Here is a 13,048-nt window from a genome sequence, read left to right as displayed (position 1 = left end):
AAAAATCCATTGCATAAACAACATTGGATTTGGAACTGACATCAATACCGACAAACAAAGTAGACATAAAGTTAATCTTTAACATGATATCACCATCCTTTCCGATTAAGTATTTTTGAAATCTGAAACAAAAGGTTTATCCCGGGCATCATGTAGTGACCGCAACCTCGCGTAATCAGCATGCACCCTGCCAGCTTTTTTGCTGGAGCTACGACAGGGGATGAAACATCTGTGTAAGCGGAATATGCCACATGAACCAGGCTGAAAGCTAAAAAAGCAGACACAACAAGCGTTGGCTGAAAGGAGTGAAAGCAGTGCCTTCGGACATCAGACTCTGCTGATATCATACCACAGGATAATCTTTATTGAATATATAAATATTAATTGTATAGATGGGAATAGGATGAGGAAGAATCCCTCAAAGATGTCTCCTATCTCTATACTATAAAAAAGATAAGTTTATAACCAGTTTTTCTTGGCTATAAACTTATTATACGAGGAGTGAGATTATGAAAATACCATTTTTAAATTTTGCACCAATGCATTTAGAAATAGAAAGTGAAATGACAGAGAAATTTTTAGAAGTATATCATTCAAACTGGTTTATTTTGGGCAGGCAAGTTGAAGGCTTTGAAAAAGAATTTGCAAATTATTGTGGAGTGAAATACTGCATAGGTGTTGGAAATGGACTTGAAGCACTTACCTTAATATTGAGAGCTTATGGTATAGGTACTGGTGATGAAGTTATAGTACCGTCAAATACATATATTGCTACTGCACTTGCAGTTTCTAATGTTGGAGCAAAACCTGTATTTGTTGAACCAGATATAAGAACTTATAACATTGATCCTGAGCTAATAGAAAAGTCAATAACGAATAGAACTAAAGCTATATTAGTAGTAAATTTATATGGACAAGCAGCAGATCTTGATCCAATAAATAATATTGCGAAAAAATATAGTCTAAAAGTTATAGAAGATTCAGCTCAAGCACATGGAGCATTGTATAAATGTAAAAAAGCAGGAAGTCTTGGTGATGCATCAGGATTTAGTATTTATCCTGGCAAAAATTTAGGTGCATTAGGAGATGCAGGAGTAGTTACTACTAATGATAGAGAACTTGCAGATAAAATTAAGATTCTAAGAAATTATGGCTCAGATAGGAAATATCACAATTTATATAAGGGATATAACTCTAGACTTGATGAACTACAGGCTGGATTTTTAAGAGTAAAATTAAAATATCTTGATAAATGGAATGATGAAAGAAGAAAAATAGCAAAGATTTACATAGACAATATAAAAAATGATAAAGTAATATTACCATATGTTCCAGATTATGCAGAGCCTATATGGCATGTATTTATAGTTAGAACTAAGCAGAGAAATGAGCTGCAGAAATATCTCAAAGAAGAAGATATAGGAACTTTAATACATTATCCAATACCAATGCATTTACAGCCTGCTTATAGTGATTTAGGTTTTAAAGAGGGAGATTTTCCTATAGCTGAAAAAATAGCAAATGAAGTTTTGAGTATTCCTATGTGGTACGGCATGAAATATGAAGAAATACAGTATGTTATAGATAAAATAAATGCTTGGAGATAAATAGATGGCAGTGAGCAGAGCAAAGCTTTTTATTGAAAATTTTTTAGTATATGGACTTGGAAGTGTAATGAGTAAGATAGTTCCGCTTATTATGCTTCCTATTGTTACAAGATTAATGCCTAATGCTTTTTATTATGGACTTAGTGATATATCAAATATTGTAGTTTCTTTTGGTTCATCAATAGCAATAATGGGTATGTATGATGTGATGTTTCGAATGTTTTTTGATAAAGAAGACTTAGAATATAAAAAAGAAGTGTGTTCTAGTGCCTTTTCTTTCACATTTTTTAGCGGTTTAGTAGAGGCAGTGGTACTTTTAATATTTAAAGGATTTTGTTCTCAGCTTTTTTTTAGTTCGGAAAGGTATAGTCAACTTTTAACTATTTCTGCGGTAAGTGTTTTTGTAAGCACTATAAGCTCCATTATTATAGCACCTACGAGGATGTTAAATAAAAGAAAAATATTTCTTGTAACCAATACTGTAACGCCAATATTAGCTTATAGCATTTCTATACCCATGCTTATGCATAAGATGTATGTAACTGCACTTCCACTGGCAGGATTAGCATCATCTATAATAATGCTTGTAATATTTTATGTTTTAAATACAGATTGGTTTAGTTTTAAAAAGATAAACAAAAGATTAATAAAAGAAATGTTGAAATTAGGTATACCACTTATGCCTGGATTTTTATTATATTGGATTTTTAACTCCTGTGATAGGATGTTTATTGCAAAGTATTTGGGAAATGCACAAGTAGGTATATATGGAATAGGGGCAAGAGTGGCTTCAATAAGTCAATTTATATATATAGCTTTTGCAAATGGATGGCAGTACTTTGCTTTTTCTACTATGAAAAGTGATGACCAAGTGGAGCTTACTTCAAATATATTTGAATATCTTGGAGTTATATCTTTTACCACTATATTAGTATTAACGCCATTTTCAGATATAATTTTTGGAATATTTTTTAGAGGTGATTATGTAAAAGGAGCTGTAGTATTTCCATACTTATTTTTGGCACCGCTTTTACTTATGCTTTATCAGACGGAGGGAAATCAATTTTTAGTTATAAAAAAAACTTGGCCTGGAACCTTGATACTTACGGCAGGTGCATTGTCTAATGTTGTATTTAATTATTTATTGATTCCGTTTTTAGGTATAGAAGGTTCAGCTTTAGCTACATTAACTGGTTATATAATTACGGTAATAGTATGTTCTATCGTTTTGCAAAGGATGAAACTTATAATTATATCTAAAAGATTTTTAATTGATTGTGCAATTACGGGTGCTTTTTTTATATTTTGGAGAATAGTGCTTAATAAAAACTTTGTCTTAAGTTTTTTATTGAGTATTTTTATGATATTTTGTTTTGCTTTTATGTATAAAAAAGAATTGTTGTTTATAAAAAATAAAATTTGTGGTTTTATAAAATCAAAATAATATATAAATGTATTATGATCGAAGGGACGGTATCTATGAAAACATATTTAGTAACGGGAGGAGCAGGATTTATTGGCTCTAACTTTATTCACTATATGCTTAAAAAATATTCAGACATAAAAATAATAAACTATGACAAGCTAACCTATGCAGGTAACCTTGAAAACTTAAAATCTATATCTAAAAACCCTAACTATATCTTCATTCAGGGAGACATATGTGACAGGGAAAAACTTCAACAGCTGTTTGAAAAATATGATATAGATTATGTAATAAACTTTGCAGCAGAATCCCATGTAGATAGGAGCATAAGAGATCCTGAAGTTTTTGTGAAGACAAATGTTCTGGGGACTGTGGCACTTTTGGATACTGCAAAAAATGCATGGACTATAGAATGCGATTTTAAAGAGGGCAAAAAATATCTCCAGGTTTCTACAGATGAAGTCTATGGTTCCCTTGGAAGTGAAGGATACTTTACGGAAAAAACCCCTCTTGATTCTCACAGCCCATACTCTTCTAGCAAAGCTTCTGCTGATTTGATGGTAAAGGCCTATTTTGACACCTATAAAATGCCTGTAAATATAACCAGGTGCTCCAATAACTATGGTGCCTATCAATTTCCAGAAAAGCTCATTCCTCTTGTTATAAACAACTGCTTAAATAAAAGAGATATTCCTGTATACGGTGATGGACTTAACATAAGAGATTGGCTTTACGTAGAAGATCACTGTAAAGCTATAGACATGGTCATACATAGTGGCAAGTGTGGTGAAGTGTATAACATAGGTGGGCACAATGAGAGAACAAACATTCATATAGTTAAAACAATAATTCCATATATACATGACAATGTAGATTCTTCTGTAGATGAAAATCTTATAAAGTATGTAGAAGATAGGAAAGGACATGACAGGAGATATGGCATTGATCCTTCAAAAATTAAAGATGAACTTGGTTGGTATCCTGAAACTAAATTTGAAGATGGTATAGTGAAGACCGTAAAGTGGTATCTGGATAATAAAGATTGGATGGATAATGTAACCTCTGGAGATTATAAGAAATACTATGAGAAAATGTACAAAAGCAAATAATAAAGTTCAAATATCAAAGAACAGATAATGAAATTTTGCCATAGGCAAAATAAATATAATTATTTTCTTACGCAGGAAGAAAATTTCCTAATTTGATATTTGTTATCTGAACTTTGAACTTTAATTGATGTTTAAACTTTCAATTGTAAATCATCCATAATTATTAATTCTTAACTATTAATTCTCAACTAAAAAAAGGGGGTGTTAATTATGAGAAAGGGTATAATACTGGCTGGTGGTTCTGGAACCCGGCTTTATCCTATGACTAAGGCAATATCAAAACAGATTGTTCCAATATATGATAAACCTATGATTTATTATCCACTTTCTGTGCTTATGCTTACTGGAATACGGGATATACTTATTATATCAACACCAAGGGATATAGGTGTTTTTAAAGAACTTTTTGGTGATGGAAGCCAACTTGGACTTAATTTTCAGTATGAAGTGCAGTATGAACCAAAAGGACTTGCTGAGGCTTTTATAGTTGGAGAAAAATTTATTGGAAATGACGATGTAGTTCTTGTTTTAGGGGATAATGTATTTCATGGATATGGCTTTACCGAAAGATTAAAGGTTGCTTCAGACAGGCATGATTGTTCAACTATTTTTGGATATCATGTAAGCAATCCTAGAGATTTTGGTGTAGTGGAATTTGATAAAGATTTTAATGTTATTTCTATAGAGGAAAAGCCTTTAAAGCCAAAATCCGATTATGCAGTGCCAGGGCTTTATTTTTACACTAATGATGTGGTAGATATAGCAAAAAATATAGAGCCTTCTCCAAGGGGAGAACTTGAAATTACAGATGTAAACAATGAGTATTTGAGAATGGGCAAACTTAAGGTAGAACTTTTTGGAAGGGGAATGGCTTGGCTTGATACTGGAACTCCCCAGGGACTTTTAAATGCCGCTAATTTTGTAGAGGCTGTTCAGACAAGACAGGGACTTTACATAGCTTGTATAGAGGAAATTGCCTATAGACAAGGATACATAGATGATAACCAACTGATAAAGTTGGCAGAGCCTCTTAAAAAAGTTGCTTATGGAAAATATATTTTAAGTTTGCTTAGTAAAAAATATTACTGATATTTTAGGAGTGAATATGATTGAAAGTATTGATTACAGGAGGAAAAGGTCAGCTTGCTGGGCAGCTCCGAGAAATTTTAGTTAGTGGAAAATCTGAAATAGGAGTAATTGATAAAATTTACTTTGATGCTGAAGTGCGATTTCCAAGTAGAGAGGAGCTTGACATAACCAGATTAAATGATGTTAGAAAATTTATAATTGATTATGCTCCAGATATAATTATAAATTGTGCTGCCTATACCAATGTGGATAAGTGCGAAACTGACTTTGAAAACGCCTTTAAGGTAAATTCCTTAGGAGCTAGAAATTTAGCACTGGCTTCACAAAGTACAAAAATAAAACTTGTACATATTTCTACTGACTATGTTTTTAATGGAAGAGGTACTGTTCCTTTTAGGGAATATGACTTACCTGACCCTGTTAGTGTTTACGGAAAAACTAAACTTTTAGGAGAACAGTATATTAGAGAAAATTGCAGCAGGTATTTTATAGTAAGGACATCCTGGCTTTATGGTTTATATGGTAAAAATTTTGTATACACTATACTGAAAGCTGCAAAAGAAAAAGGACATTTAGATGTGGTAAATGACCAGAGAGGTAATCCTACTAATGCTGAAGATTTAGCCTACCACATTTTAAAGCTTGCCCTTACTGATGAATATGGTATATATCACTGTACTGGTAAGGGTGAGTGCAGCTGGTATGATTTTGCCTGCAAAATTGTGGATTATGCGGGTATAGACTGTACTGTGTCGCCTATGACCTCAGAGAATCTCAATAGGGCGGCTAAAAGGCCGGAATTTTCTTCACTTGATAATATGATGCTCCGATGCAGCATTAGTGACAATATGAGGCAGTGGGAAGATGCCCTTAAATCCTTTATACAAAAATAAATAGCGAAGATCAAATATCAAAGAACAAATAATGAAATTTTGCCATAGGCAAAATGAATACAATTATTTTCTGATACAGGAAGAAAATTTTTCACATCTGATATTTGTTATTTGAACTTTCAATTGTGCATTGTGAACTGTGCATTGTAAATTGAATATGAAGGGATATGATTAAAATAGGTAAATTTAATTTTAAAGCCACAGATATTAAGGGTGTATACATAATAGAAACAGGTATTTTTGGAGATAACAGGGGCTATTTTATGGAAACTTATAATTACAATGATTTTAAGGAAGTAGGCCTTGATATGGTCTTTGTCCAGGATAATCAGTCCAAATCTAAAAAGGGGGTCTTAAGAGGACTTCATTTTCAAAAAAATTATTCTCAGGGGAAACTGGTAAGAGTAGTAAAAGGCAGGGTGTTTGATGTTGCTGTTGATTTAAGAGATGGATCTAGTACCTATGGAAAGTGGGTAGGAGTTACACTGTCTGAGGAAAATAAGAAACAATTTTACATTCCAAAGGGATTTGCTCACGGGTTTTTGGTACTTTCAGATGAAGCAGAATTTTGCTATAAATGCACTGAGTTTTATCATCCTGAAGATGAAGGTGGCATTATATGGAATGATCCTGACATAAATATAAAATGGCCTCTTGAAGGAATTGATAATATCATTTTTTCTGAAAAGGATAAGTTGTGGCCTACATTAAAAGAGTATAAGTAAAAAAGTATATTCTATGATTGCTGTAAATAACGAGGTATGATAAACTATCTACATACAATTCAATATAGTTGCGTGTGGGCAACTGGTATTGCTATCCCTTTTAGGAGGGAGGTGATACATATGTGCGAAATGTTTATAGTAGTTTTTGCTGCTCTATCATTTTTGGTAGCGTTGATAAACAGAGTTCTTGGCATCAGATGGAGTTTTGACTCCACCTGATGCTTAGAAATCGTTATCCAGGGACGTAGCTGCTATTTTTACTCCCACTTGGAGAAAAGCAGATGTCCCAAATTCTTCGATTTGGTGACAGTTGCTTTTCTCCAAGTGGAAGTATTAGAGCAGGTAGTCATCGGATAAATTTAGTTATCGTACTTATAGATAAAATAAAAAAGTAGCCCACTATCGCAATTGGTATGGCTACTTTTTTAAATAATTAATTAGCTAAACTAGTTGCCTAAACAACTAGAATTGTATACTACAGGGTGTCCTAACACCCTGTTTTTATTATGTCAATTTCTTAACTTAATTATACAGTATGTATTTTTAAAGTCAATAGGATGAATTTAAAAAATTTAGTTATAATATCGAAATTATGATATAATATTGATATTATAACTAGGAGGTGTATGTCATGCCATCAATAAGACCAAGTTCAGATTTAAGAAACAATTATGGAGAAATATCAGAATTTTGTCATAAATATAATGAGCCTGTTTATATAACTAAGAATGGTAAGGGAGATTTAGCTGTTATGAGTATTGAAACTTATGAAAAACTTGTGGGCAAATTTCAATTGTATAAATTGATTGATGAGGGTGTAGATGCCATGGAAAACAAAAAAGTGAGACCATTTAAAGAAGCATTTGATGATATACAGAAAGGCTTATAAAATGAGTATGTATAATGTTCAAATTACTGAACCTGCTGAAAAAGATCTATATGAAATTGGTATGTATATATCTAAAGAACTTTTGGAACATGAAACTGGAAAAAAGGTAATCAGGGTAGAGTGATTTACCCTGTTTTTGTTTTTTGGTATATCCAACCAGTTATGTTATGTATTTTATTAAAAAAGTGTATATGATATAATAGTATTAATAAAATCAATTCGTGTAACATAGCTGCACGAGATATAATTGGGAGTGATTAAATGAGTTCATTAGCTAAAGAGATAATAGAAAAATTAAATAAAGAAGAAGATGCACAAGTATTAGCGGAAGTATTGGACTTTTATGAATATTTAAAGCAAAAGAAAAATAAAGGGTTCAAAAAAAAGTGGCAATATATAGATGAGGATGAACCAACTAAAGAAGAGACTAAATCATATCAACAATATAAACAAACAAAAGAAGAATTTATTCCTTTAGAAAATATAATGAAGGAGTTAAATTTAGATGAATAACAGTTATAATATAAGCTTAACTAAGAAAGCAGAAAAATTTATTAAAAAACAAAATAGAGATACTCAAAAAAGAATTATTAAAGCAATCATTGAGCTTCCTGAAGGTGATGTAAAAAAATTAAAAGGTATGGATGAAATATATAGATTAAGAGTTGGAGATTTTAGAGTTTTATTTGAGAAAAATGATAAAGAACTTATGATTATTATAGTTGAGATTGGGAATAGAGGTCAGATTTATAAATAAAAGAAGCAAGAGGGACTGCCAAATTGAGAAATAGGAGTTTGGAGGTGAGCATCTTGAAAACAAATTCGGTTCCTGATAAAATTACAGAATATTTTGTTAAAGAACCTAGAAAAATTAAAAAGATTATTCCAAATGATGATTATACATTAACAATAGTATTTGATAATAAAGAAATAAGATTATATGATATGTCCAATAATTTATCCGGAGTATTTGAAGTGCTAAGGGATATAGGCAAGTTTAAAGAAGTATTTATAGATGAATCTGGAAATATTGCTTGGGATATAGACAAAAATGTTGATTCCAATATTGTATGGAATAATAGGATTGATATATGCAAAGATTCAGCATATATGAATTCTGTTCCACTGGAAAAGAAGCATCCATTTCAATAGCACCAAGGAAGATATTAGCAGGTAGAATTGATAACAACTAAAGATAAATGCCCAAAAGTTATTTTTGTTCATTTATTTCTTTAATCAGTTCTTTTTCTATTTGTAGTACGTTAGGAAAAATTAATTTTATTCCTTTTCTATTTAAAGCTAAAACTTTTTTAGCCTTTGCAATTAAGCTTTTTTCAAAAATACCATCTAGTTTAACTGGCATATTAGCTTTGCTATCTATGTATTCATTTTTTATGTAACGAGGTATTATTGGACACATATTCTGAATTAAAAAGGCTTTTTCATGTCCTAGTACTTTACCAAATGCTATAGTGTCGCATTTTCCGTAAATACTTAATTTTTTTTCATATATTGATTTAAATTTTGACACTCGTGAAGAGAATGGAATTAACCAATACAAAGAAGTGGAATTATCATAAAAAGCATAAAAACAAGGGCGATCATGTGAAACACCTTGTACCATTTCTTTATTACCCATTAGTTTATTATCTGGAAAGTCAGCAAAATAATCGTTTCTTAAAAAGTAAAAGTTTCCTGGCTTCATTTTTACTATGTCCCCCTATAAAATAAAAGCCCCATCCTATAGGACAGAGCTTAAAAAACATTTGAACTCGACCTTTTATTAGTCGCATATCGAGTAGCGACAAATATTTGAACTCGACCTTTTATTAGTCGCATATCGAGTAGCGACAAATATTTGAGATAGCTAACTATCTTGACAATTAAATTATACAGTATTTGTATATAAAAAATCAATTATTTTTAATAATATTTTTATATACAAATACTATACTTAGCTGTCATGAGTATTCTATAAATAAATACAGTATGATATAATATTATTAATATAGTGTAGATGATTAAATGGGTGAGTTAACTAGATTTGATAATGTAAGAATATATATGAACTATATGGATACTGATAGGCATCAGGAACCACATTTTCATATAGAATTGTCTGATGGAAAAGAAGCATCCATTTCAATAGCAACGGGGAAGATATTAGCAGGTAGAATTGATAATAGAACACACAAAATAATTATTGCTTGGATTCTTATACATAAGGAAGAATTATGGGATAGATGGAATAAAGCAGTTTCAGGAAAAAACTTTGGGAAAATACCACCTAAAATAAATTTATAGAGAAGGTGTTATAATGAATAAAATGAGTCCAAAAGTTATTGAGGTTAATGTTCTTAAAGATTATAAGTTGTTATTAAAATTTGAAACAAATGAACAAAAAACATTTGATGTTAAACCATATCTTCAATATGAGGTTTTTAAGCCTATCAATAATCTAGATGAATTTAAAAATGTATATATTGAGTTTGGAACGGTATGTTGGAAATGTGGAGCTGATTTGAGCAGGGATACTTTGTATATTAAAAGTTATGAATATGATAAAGCAATTGAAATGTAGCAATTGGTGTATAGTAGTAAGCATGGTAGTCATCGGATAAAAAGAATTAGTAAATTCATTTATATTGAAATATAATTAAACTGATGTTAAAATCTAAAATATAGGTGGTGAAAAAATGGATAATGAAATTTTAGATCTATTAAAAACTATCAACAATAAACTTGATGAACATACACAAATATTAAGATCTTTAGAGCATGCGAGTGAGATTCATAAAGCAGAAATAGATAAAGTTAATTATACTGCTGCAAAAATTGAAGGGGAAGTTAAAGGAATTAGAGAAGACCTCACAACAGGGTAGAGTGATTTACCCTGTTTTTATTTTTTGCGATATCCTCCAGTTAGTGTGCATTTTCTAACTTAAAAATCAACTTATATATAAAATATACTAACAAAATTGAAAACACTTTTAAAAACTTTTCTATAAGTCTTAGCGAGGCATTTTAGAAAATCTTAGGAGCTTAGATATGTTTGAGGTACGAGTTTAGCTAAGCTTCTTAGATTTTGGAAATACCGAGCTTTAGACTTATTAAAGTTTTTAAGGTGATGAAATTTGTTAGTATATGGCTTATATAAGTTGATTTTTTGTTTAGAATTACTGCTAATTGGTGGTTATTTTTTGCCTAAGATTTCATACTTTTCTAGACAAATTGCAGTATATATCTACCCCAATTTGACAAAAAATCATAGTTTAGTATTTTTTCATTAAACTTGACAAAACTGCTTATATTTTAAACTTGTTTATACTCAAATATCACATTATTATTAGATATGAGGGGGTTATGTAGACCTAATTAGTAAAAAAAGGTGGGGATTTTCCATTGAATGGGCTGCAAATCGAATCTATTAAAATAATGGTGAAAAGTATGGAGAAATATGAAAAAAGTGCTGGCTATCATTTCCTTAAGAGAACTATAGATATAATTTTCTCTTTTGTTGGAATTATTGCCTTTTTTCCGATTATGTTTGTAGTGGCAGTTGCAATTAAGCTTGATTCCAAAGGACCTATTATATTTTCACAGGCTAGGGTGGGAAAAAACGGTAAAATTTTCAAAATGTACAAGCTGAGGTCTATGACTCATGATGCAGAACAACTTTTGGACAACCTTCAGCATAAGAATGAAATGACAGGACCTATATTTAAAATAAAACAAGATCCAAGGATTACAAGAGTGGGAAGGTTTATAAGAAAAACCAGTATTGATGAGCTTCCACAGTTGTTTAATGTGATAAAAGGTGAAATGTCACTGGTAGGTCCGAGACCTAATCTTCCGAAAGAAGTTGCAAAATTTACTTCTCAGCAGAAAATTAAACTTTTAGCAAAGCCAGGTCTTACATGTTACTGGCAAGTTATGGGCAGAAGCAGCATTGATTTTGATGAATGGATGAAACTAGATTTGAAATACATAAAGGACAGGAGCACGCTTTTAGATATAAAGTTAATATTTAAAACTTTAGGTGTATTTTTTGGAGATAAAAATGCAAGTTAAGAACTAAAAATATTAGATAAAATTTGCTAAGGTGGATACAAAAAAATGAAAAATATTTTTATTATAGGTTCAAAAGGCATACCTGCAAGATATGGTGGTTTTGAGACATTTGTTGATAAACTTACTTTTCATAAAAAAAATGTTGATATTAAGTATCATGTAGCATGTTTGGCAGAAGATGAAAAAGAGTTTGAATATAATAATGCACGATGCTTTAATGTTAAAGTAAAAAATATAGGAAGTGCTAGGGCTGTTCTATATGATATAAAAGCATTAAAAATGGCTGAAAAATATATAAAGAAAAATAATTTGAAAGAGGCTATCATTTATATACTAGCTTGTAGAATAGGTCCCTTTTTAGCTTTTTATAAAAAGAAGTTAGAGAAGCAGGGCATTAAAGTATATGTTAATCCTGATGGCCATGAATGGAAAAGGAGCAAGTGGAACAAAGCAGTAAAAGCATACTGGAAATATTCTGAAAGACTAATGGTAAGGCATGCAGATTTTTTAGTATGTGATTCACTTGGAATTGAAGAATATGTAAAGGAAGAGTATAAAGAGTATAATCCTAATACTACATTTATAGCTTATGGTGCAGATATCAAAAAATCAACTTTATCAGATGGTGATCCAAAGCTATTAAATTGGTTTTATAAAAATGGTATTAAATCTAAACAATACTATTTGATTGTTGGAAGATTTGTTCCTGAAAATAATTATGAAGTTATGATTAGAGAAATTATGGCATCAAAAACTGATAAAGATTTAGTTATTATAACTAATGTTGAAAAAAATAAGTTTTATGATGAGTTATTATTAAAAACCCACTTTGATAAAGATAAACGTATAAAGTTTGTTGGTACAGTTTATGATCAGGAGTTAATTAAAAAAATCAGAGAAAATGCCTATGCTTATATACACGGCCATGAAGTAGGGGGAACAAATCCTTCCTTATTAGAAGCTTTAGCAAGTACTCAGTTAAATTTACTTGTAGATGTTAATTTTAATAGGGAAGTTGGCAGGGATGGAGCTATTTACTTTAAGAAAAGTAGGGGTGACTTGTCAACCTTAATTAAAGAAATAGATAAATTGGATATAAGTAATATTAATAAATTATCTGAAAATGCTAAAAATAGAATAATTAGTAGTTACTCATGGAATAAGATTGTAAACGACTATGAAGAATTATTTGGTATTTAGGCATTTGAAAGAAAGTAGGCTAGCATATTGACTAGTTAT

Annotated in this window: 17 protein-coding genes; 16 read left to right on the top strand and 1 reads right to left on the bottom strand. The window is 30.7% G+C overall.

The genetic code is table 11. The features are described 5' to 3' along the window. The first annotated feature begins 509 nt into the window (after positions 1–509). From CLCOS_RS00545 to CLCOS_RS00500, 11 genes are all read left to right on the top strand, one after another. Complete coding sequence (locus tag CLCOS_RS00545) at positions 510–1,607, top strand: DegT/DnrJ/EryC1/StrS family aminotransferase (RefSeq protein WP_063601363.1); 1,098 nt, start codon at positions 510–512, stop codon at positions 1,605–1,607. A gap of 4 nt (positions 1,608–1,611) precedes the next feature. Beyond that, a complete protein-coding gene (locus CLCOS_RS00540; RefSeq protein WP_063601364.1) occupies positions 1,612–3,051 on the top strand; it encodes an oligosaccharide flippase family protein in 1,440 nt (479 codons plus the stop codon). Positions 3,052–3,086: 35 nt separating this feature from the next. Then, on the top strand, positions 3,087–4,142 hold the full coding sequence (gene rfbB / locus CLCOS_RS00535) for a dTDP-glucose 4,6-dehydratase (protein WP_063601365.1): 1,056 nt from the start codon (positions 3,087–3,089) through the stop codon (positions 4,140–4,142). Positions 4,143–4,352: 210 nt separating this feature from the next. Beyond that, positions 4,353–5,231, top strand: coding sequence for a glucose-1-phosphate thymidylyltransferase RfbA (gene rfbA, locus CLCOS_RS00530; protein WP_063601366.1), 879 nt, complete (start codon positions 4,353–4,355; stop codon positions 5,229–5,231). Positions 5,232–5,251: 20 nt separating this feature from the next. Then, positions 5,252–6,124 carry a dTDP-4-dehydrorhamnose reductase gene (gene rfbD / locus CLCOS_RS00525; RefSeq protein ID WP_063601367.1) on the top strand — a complete coding sequence of 291 codons (873 nt, stop codon included), beginning with the start codon at positions 5,252–5,254 and terminating at the stop codon, positions 6,122–6,124. Positions 6,125–6,300: 176 nt separating this feature from the next. Further along, a complete protein-coding gene (gene rfbC / locus CLCOS_RS00520; RefSeq protein ID WP_063601412.1) occupies positions 6,301–6,849 on the top strand; it encodes a dTDP-4-dehydrorhamnose 3,5-epimerase in 549 nt (182 codons plus the stop codon). A 631-nt stretch (positions 6,850–7,480) separates the two neighbouring features. Next, a complete protein-coding gene (locus CLCOS_RS00515; RefSeq protein WP_063601368.1) occupies positions 7,481–7,738 on the top strand; it encodes a type II toxin-antitoxin system Phd/YefM family antitoxin in 258 nt (85 codons plus the stop codon). A 1-nt stretch (position 7,739) separates the two neighbouring features. After that, on the top strand, positions 7,740–7,862 hold the full coding sequence (locus tag CLCOS_RS22925) for a hypothetical protein (protein ID WP_275507151.1): 123 nt from the start codon (positions 7,740–7,742) through the stop codon (positions 7,860–7,862). 137 nt (positions 7,863–7,999) lie between these two features. Beyond that, positions 8,000–8,251, top strand: a complete 252-nt coding sequence (locus tag CLCOS_RS00510) for a hypothetical protein (RefSeq protein WP_063601369.1) — start codon at positions 8,000–8,002, stop codon at positions 8,249–8,251. Beyond that, the gene (locus CLCOS_RS00505) at positions 8,244–8,495 is read left to right on the top strand and encodes a type II toxin-antitoxin system RelE family toxin (protein WP_063601370.1); all 252 of its coding nucleotides are present in this window, start codon (positions 8,244–8,246) and stop codon (positions 8,493–8,495) included. Before CLCOS_RS00510 ends, CLCOS_RS00505 begins: the two co-directional genes overlap by 8 nt. Before the next feature lie 53 nt (positions 8,496–8,548). Beyond that, positions 8,549–8,890 carry a DUF2442 domain-containing protein gene (locus tag CLCOS_RS00500; RefSeq protein WP_063601371.1) on the top strand — a complete coding sequence of 114 codons (342 nt, stop codon included), beginning with the start codon at positions 8,549–8,551 and terminating at the stop codon, positions 8,888–8,890. A 58-nt stretch (positions 8,891–8,948) separates the two neighbouring features. Here the strand turns inward: CLCOS_RS00500 and cptIN are convergent, their stop codons facing one another. Further along, on the bottom strand, positions 8,949–9,443 hold the full coding sequence (cptIN, locus tag CLCOS_RS00495; protein ID WP_063601372.1) for a type III toxin-antitoxin system CptIN family toxin: 495 nt from the start codon (positions 9,441–9,443) through the stop codon (positions 8,949–8,951). A 320-nt stretch (positions 9,444–9,763) separates the two neighbouring features. Here cptIN and CLCOS_RS00490 point away from each other — a divergent pair, with 320 nt between their 5' ends. The 5 genes from CLCOS_RS00490 to cps2T all read left to right on the top strand — a co-directional run bounded on the left by CLCOS_RS00490 (position 9,764) and on the right by cps2T (position 13,009). Next, the gene (locus CLCOS_RS00490; RefSeq protein WP_063601373.1) at positions 9,764–10,042 is read left to right on the top strand and encodes a DUF4160 domain-containing protein; all 279 of its coding nucleotides are present in this window, start codon (positions 9,764–9,766) and stop codon (positions 10,040–10,042) included. Between the two features lie 13 nt (positions 10,043–10,055). Then, positions 10,056–10,319 (top strand): DUF2442 domain-containing protein, encoded by a 264-nt coding sequence (locus tag CLCOS_RS00485; protein ID WP_082853559.1) that lies wholly within the window; start codon positions 10,056–10,058, stop codon positions 10,317–10,319. Between the two features lie 115 nt (positions 10,320–10,434). Beyond that, positions 10,435–10,620: a hypothetical protein gene (locus CLCOS_RS00480; RefSeq protein ID WP_063601374.1), complete on the top strand. Its 186-nt coding sequence runs from the start codon at positions 10,435–10,437 to the stop codon at positions 10,618–10,620. A 553-nt stretch (positions 10,621–11,173) separates the two neighbouring features. After that, complete coding sequence (locus tag CLCOS_RS00475) at positions 11,174–11,809, top strand: sugar transferase (RefSeq protein WP_029702423.1); 636 nt, start codon at positions 11,174–11,176, stop codon at positions 11,807–11,809. 45 nt (positions 11,810–11,854) lie between these two features. Beyond that, on the top strand, positions 11,855–13,009 hold the full coding sequence (gene cps2T / locus CLCOS_RS00470; RefSeq protein WP_063601375.1) for a beta 1-4 rhamnosyltransferase Cps2T: 1,155 nt from the start codon (positions 11,855–11,857) through the stop codon (positions 13,007–13,009). Positions 13,010–13,048 lie beyond the last annotated feature (39 nt).

It is taken from the genome of Clostridium coskatii, from assembly GCF_001675205.1.
Lineage (GTDB): Bacteria > Bacillota > Clostridia > Clostridiales > Clostridiaceae > Clostridium_B > Clostridium_B ljungdahlii.
This window is presented reverse-complemented; position numbering and strand designations above follow the sequence as displayed.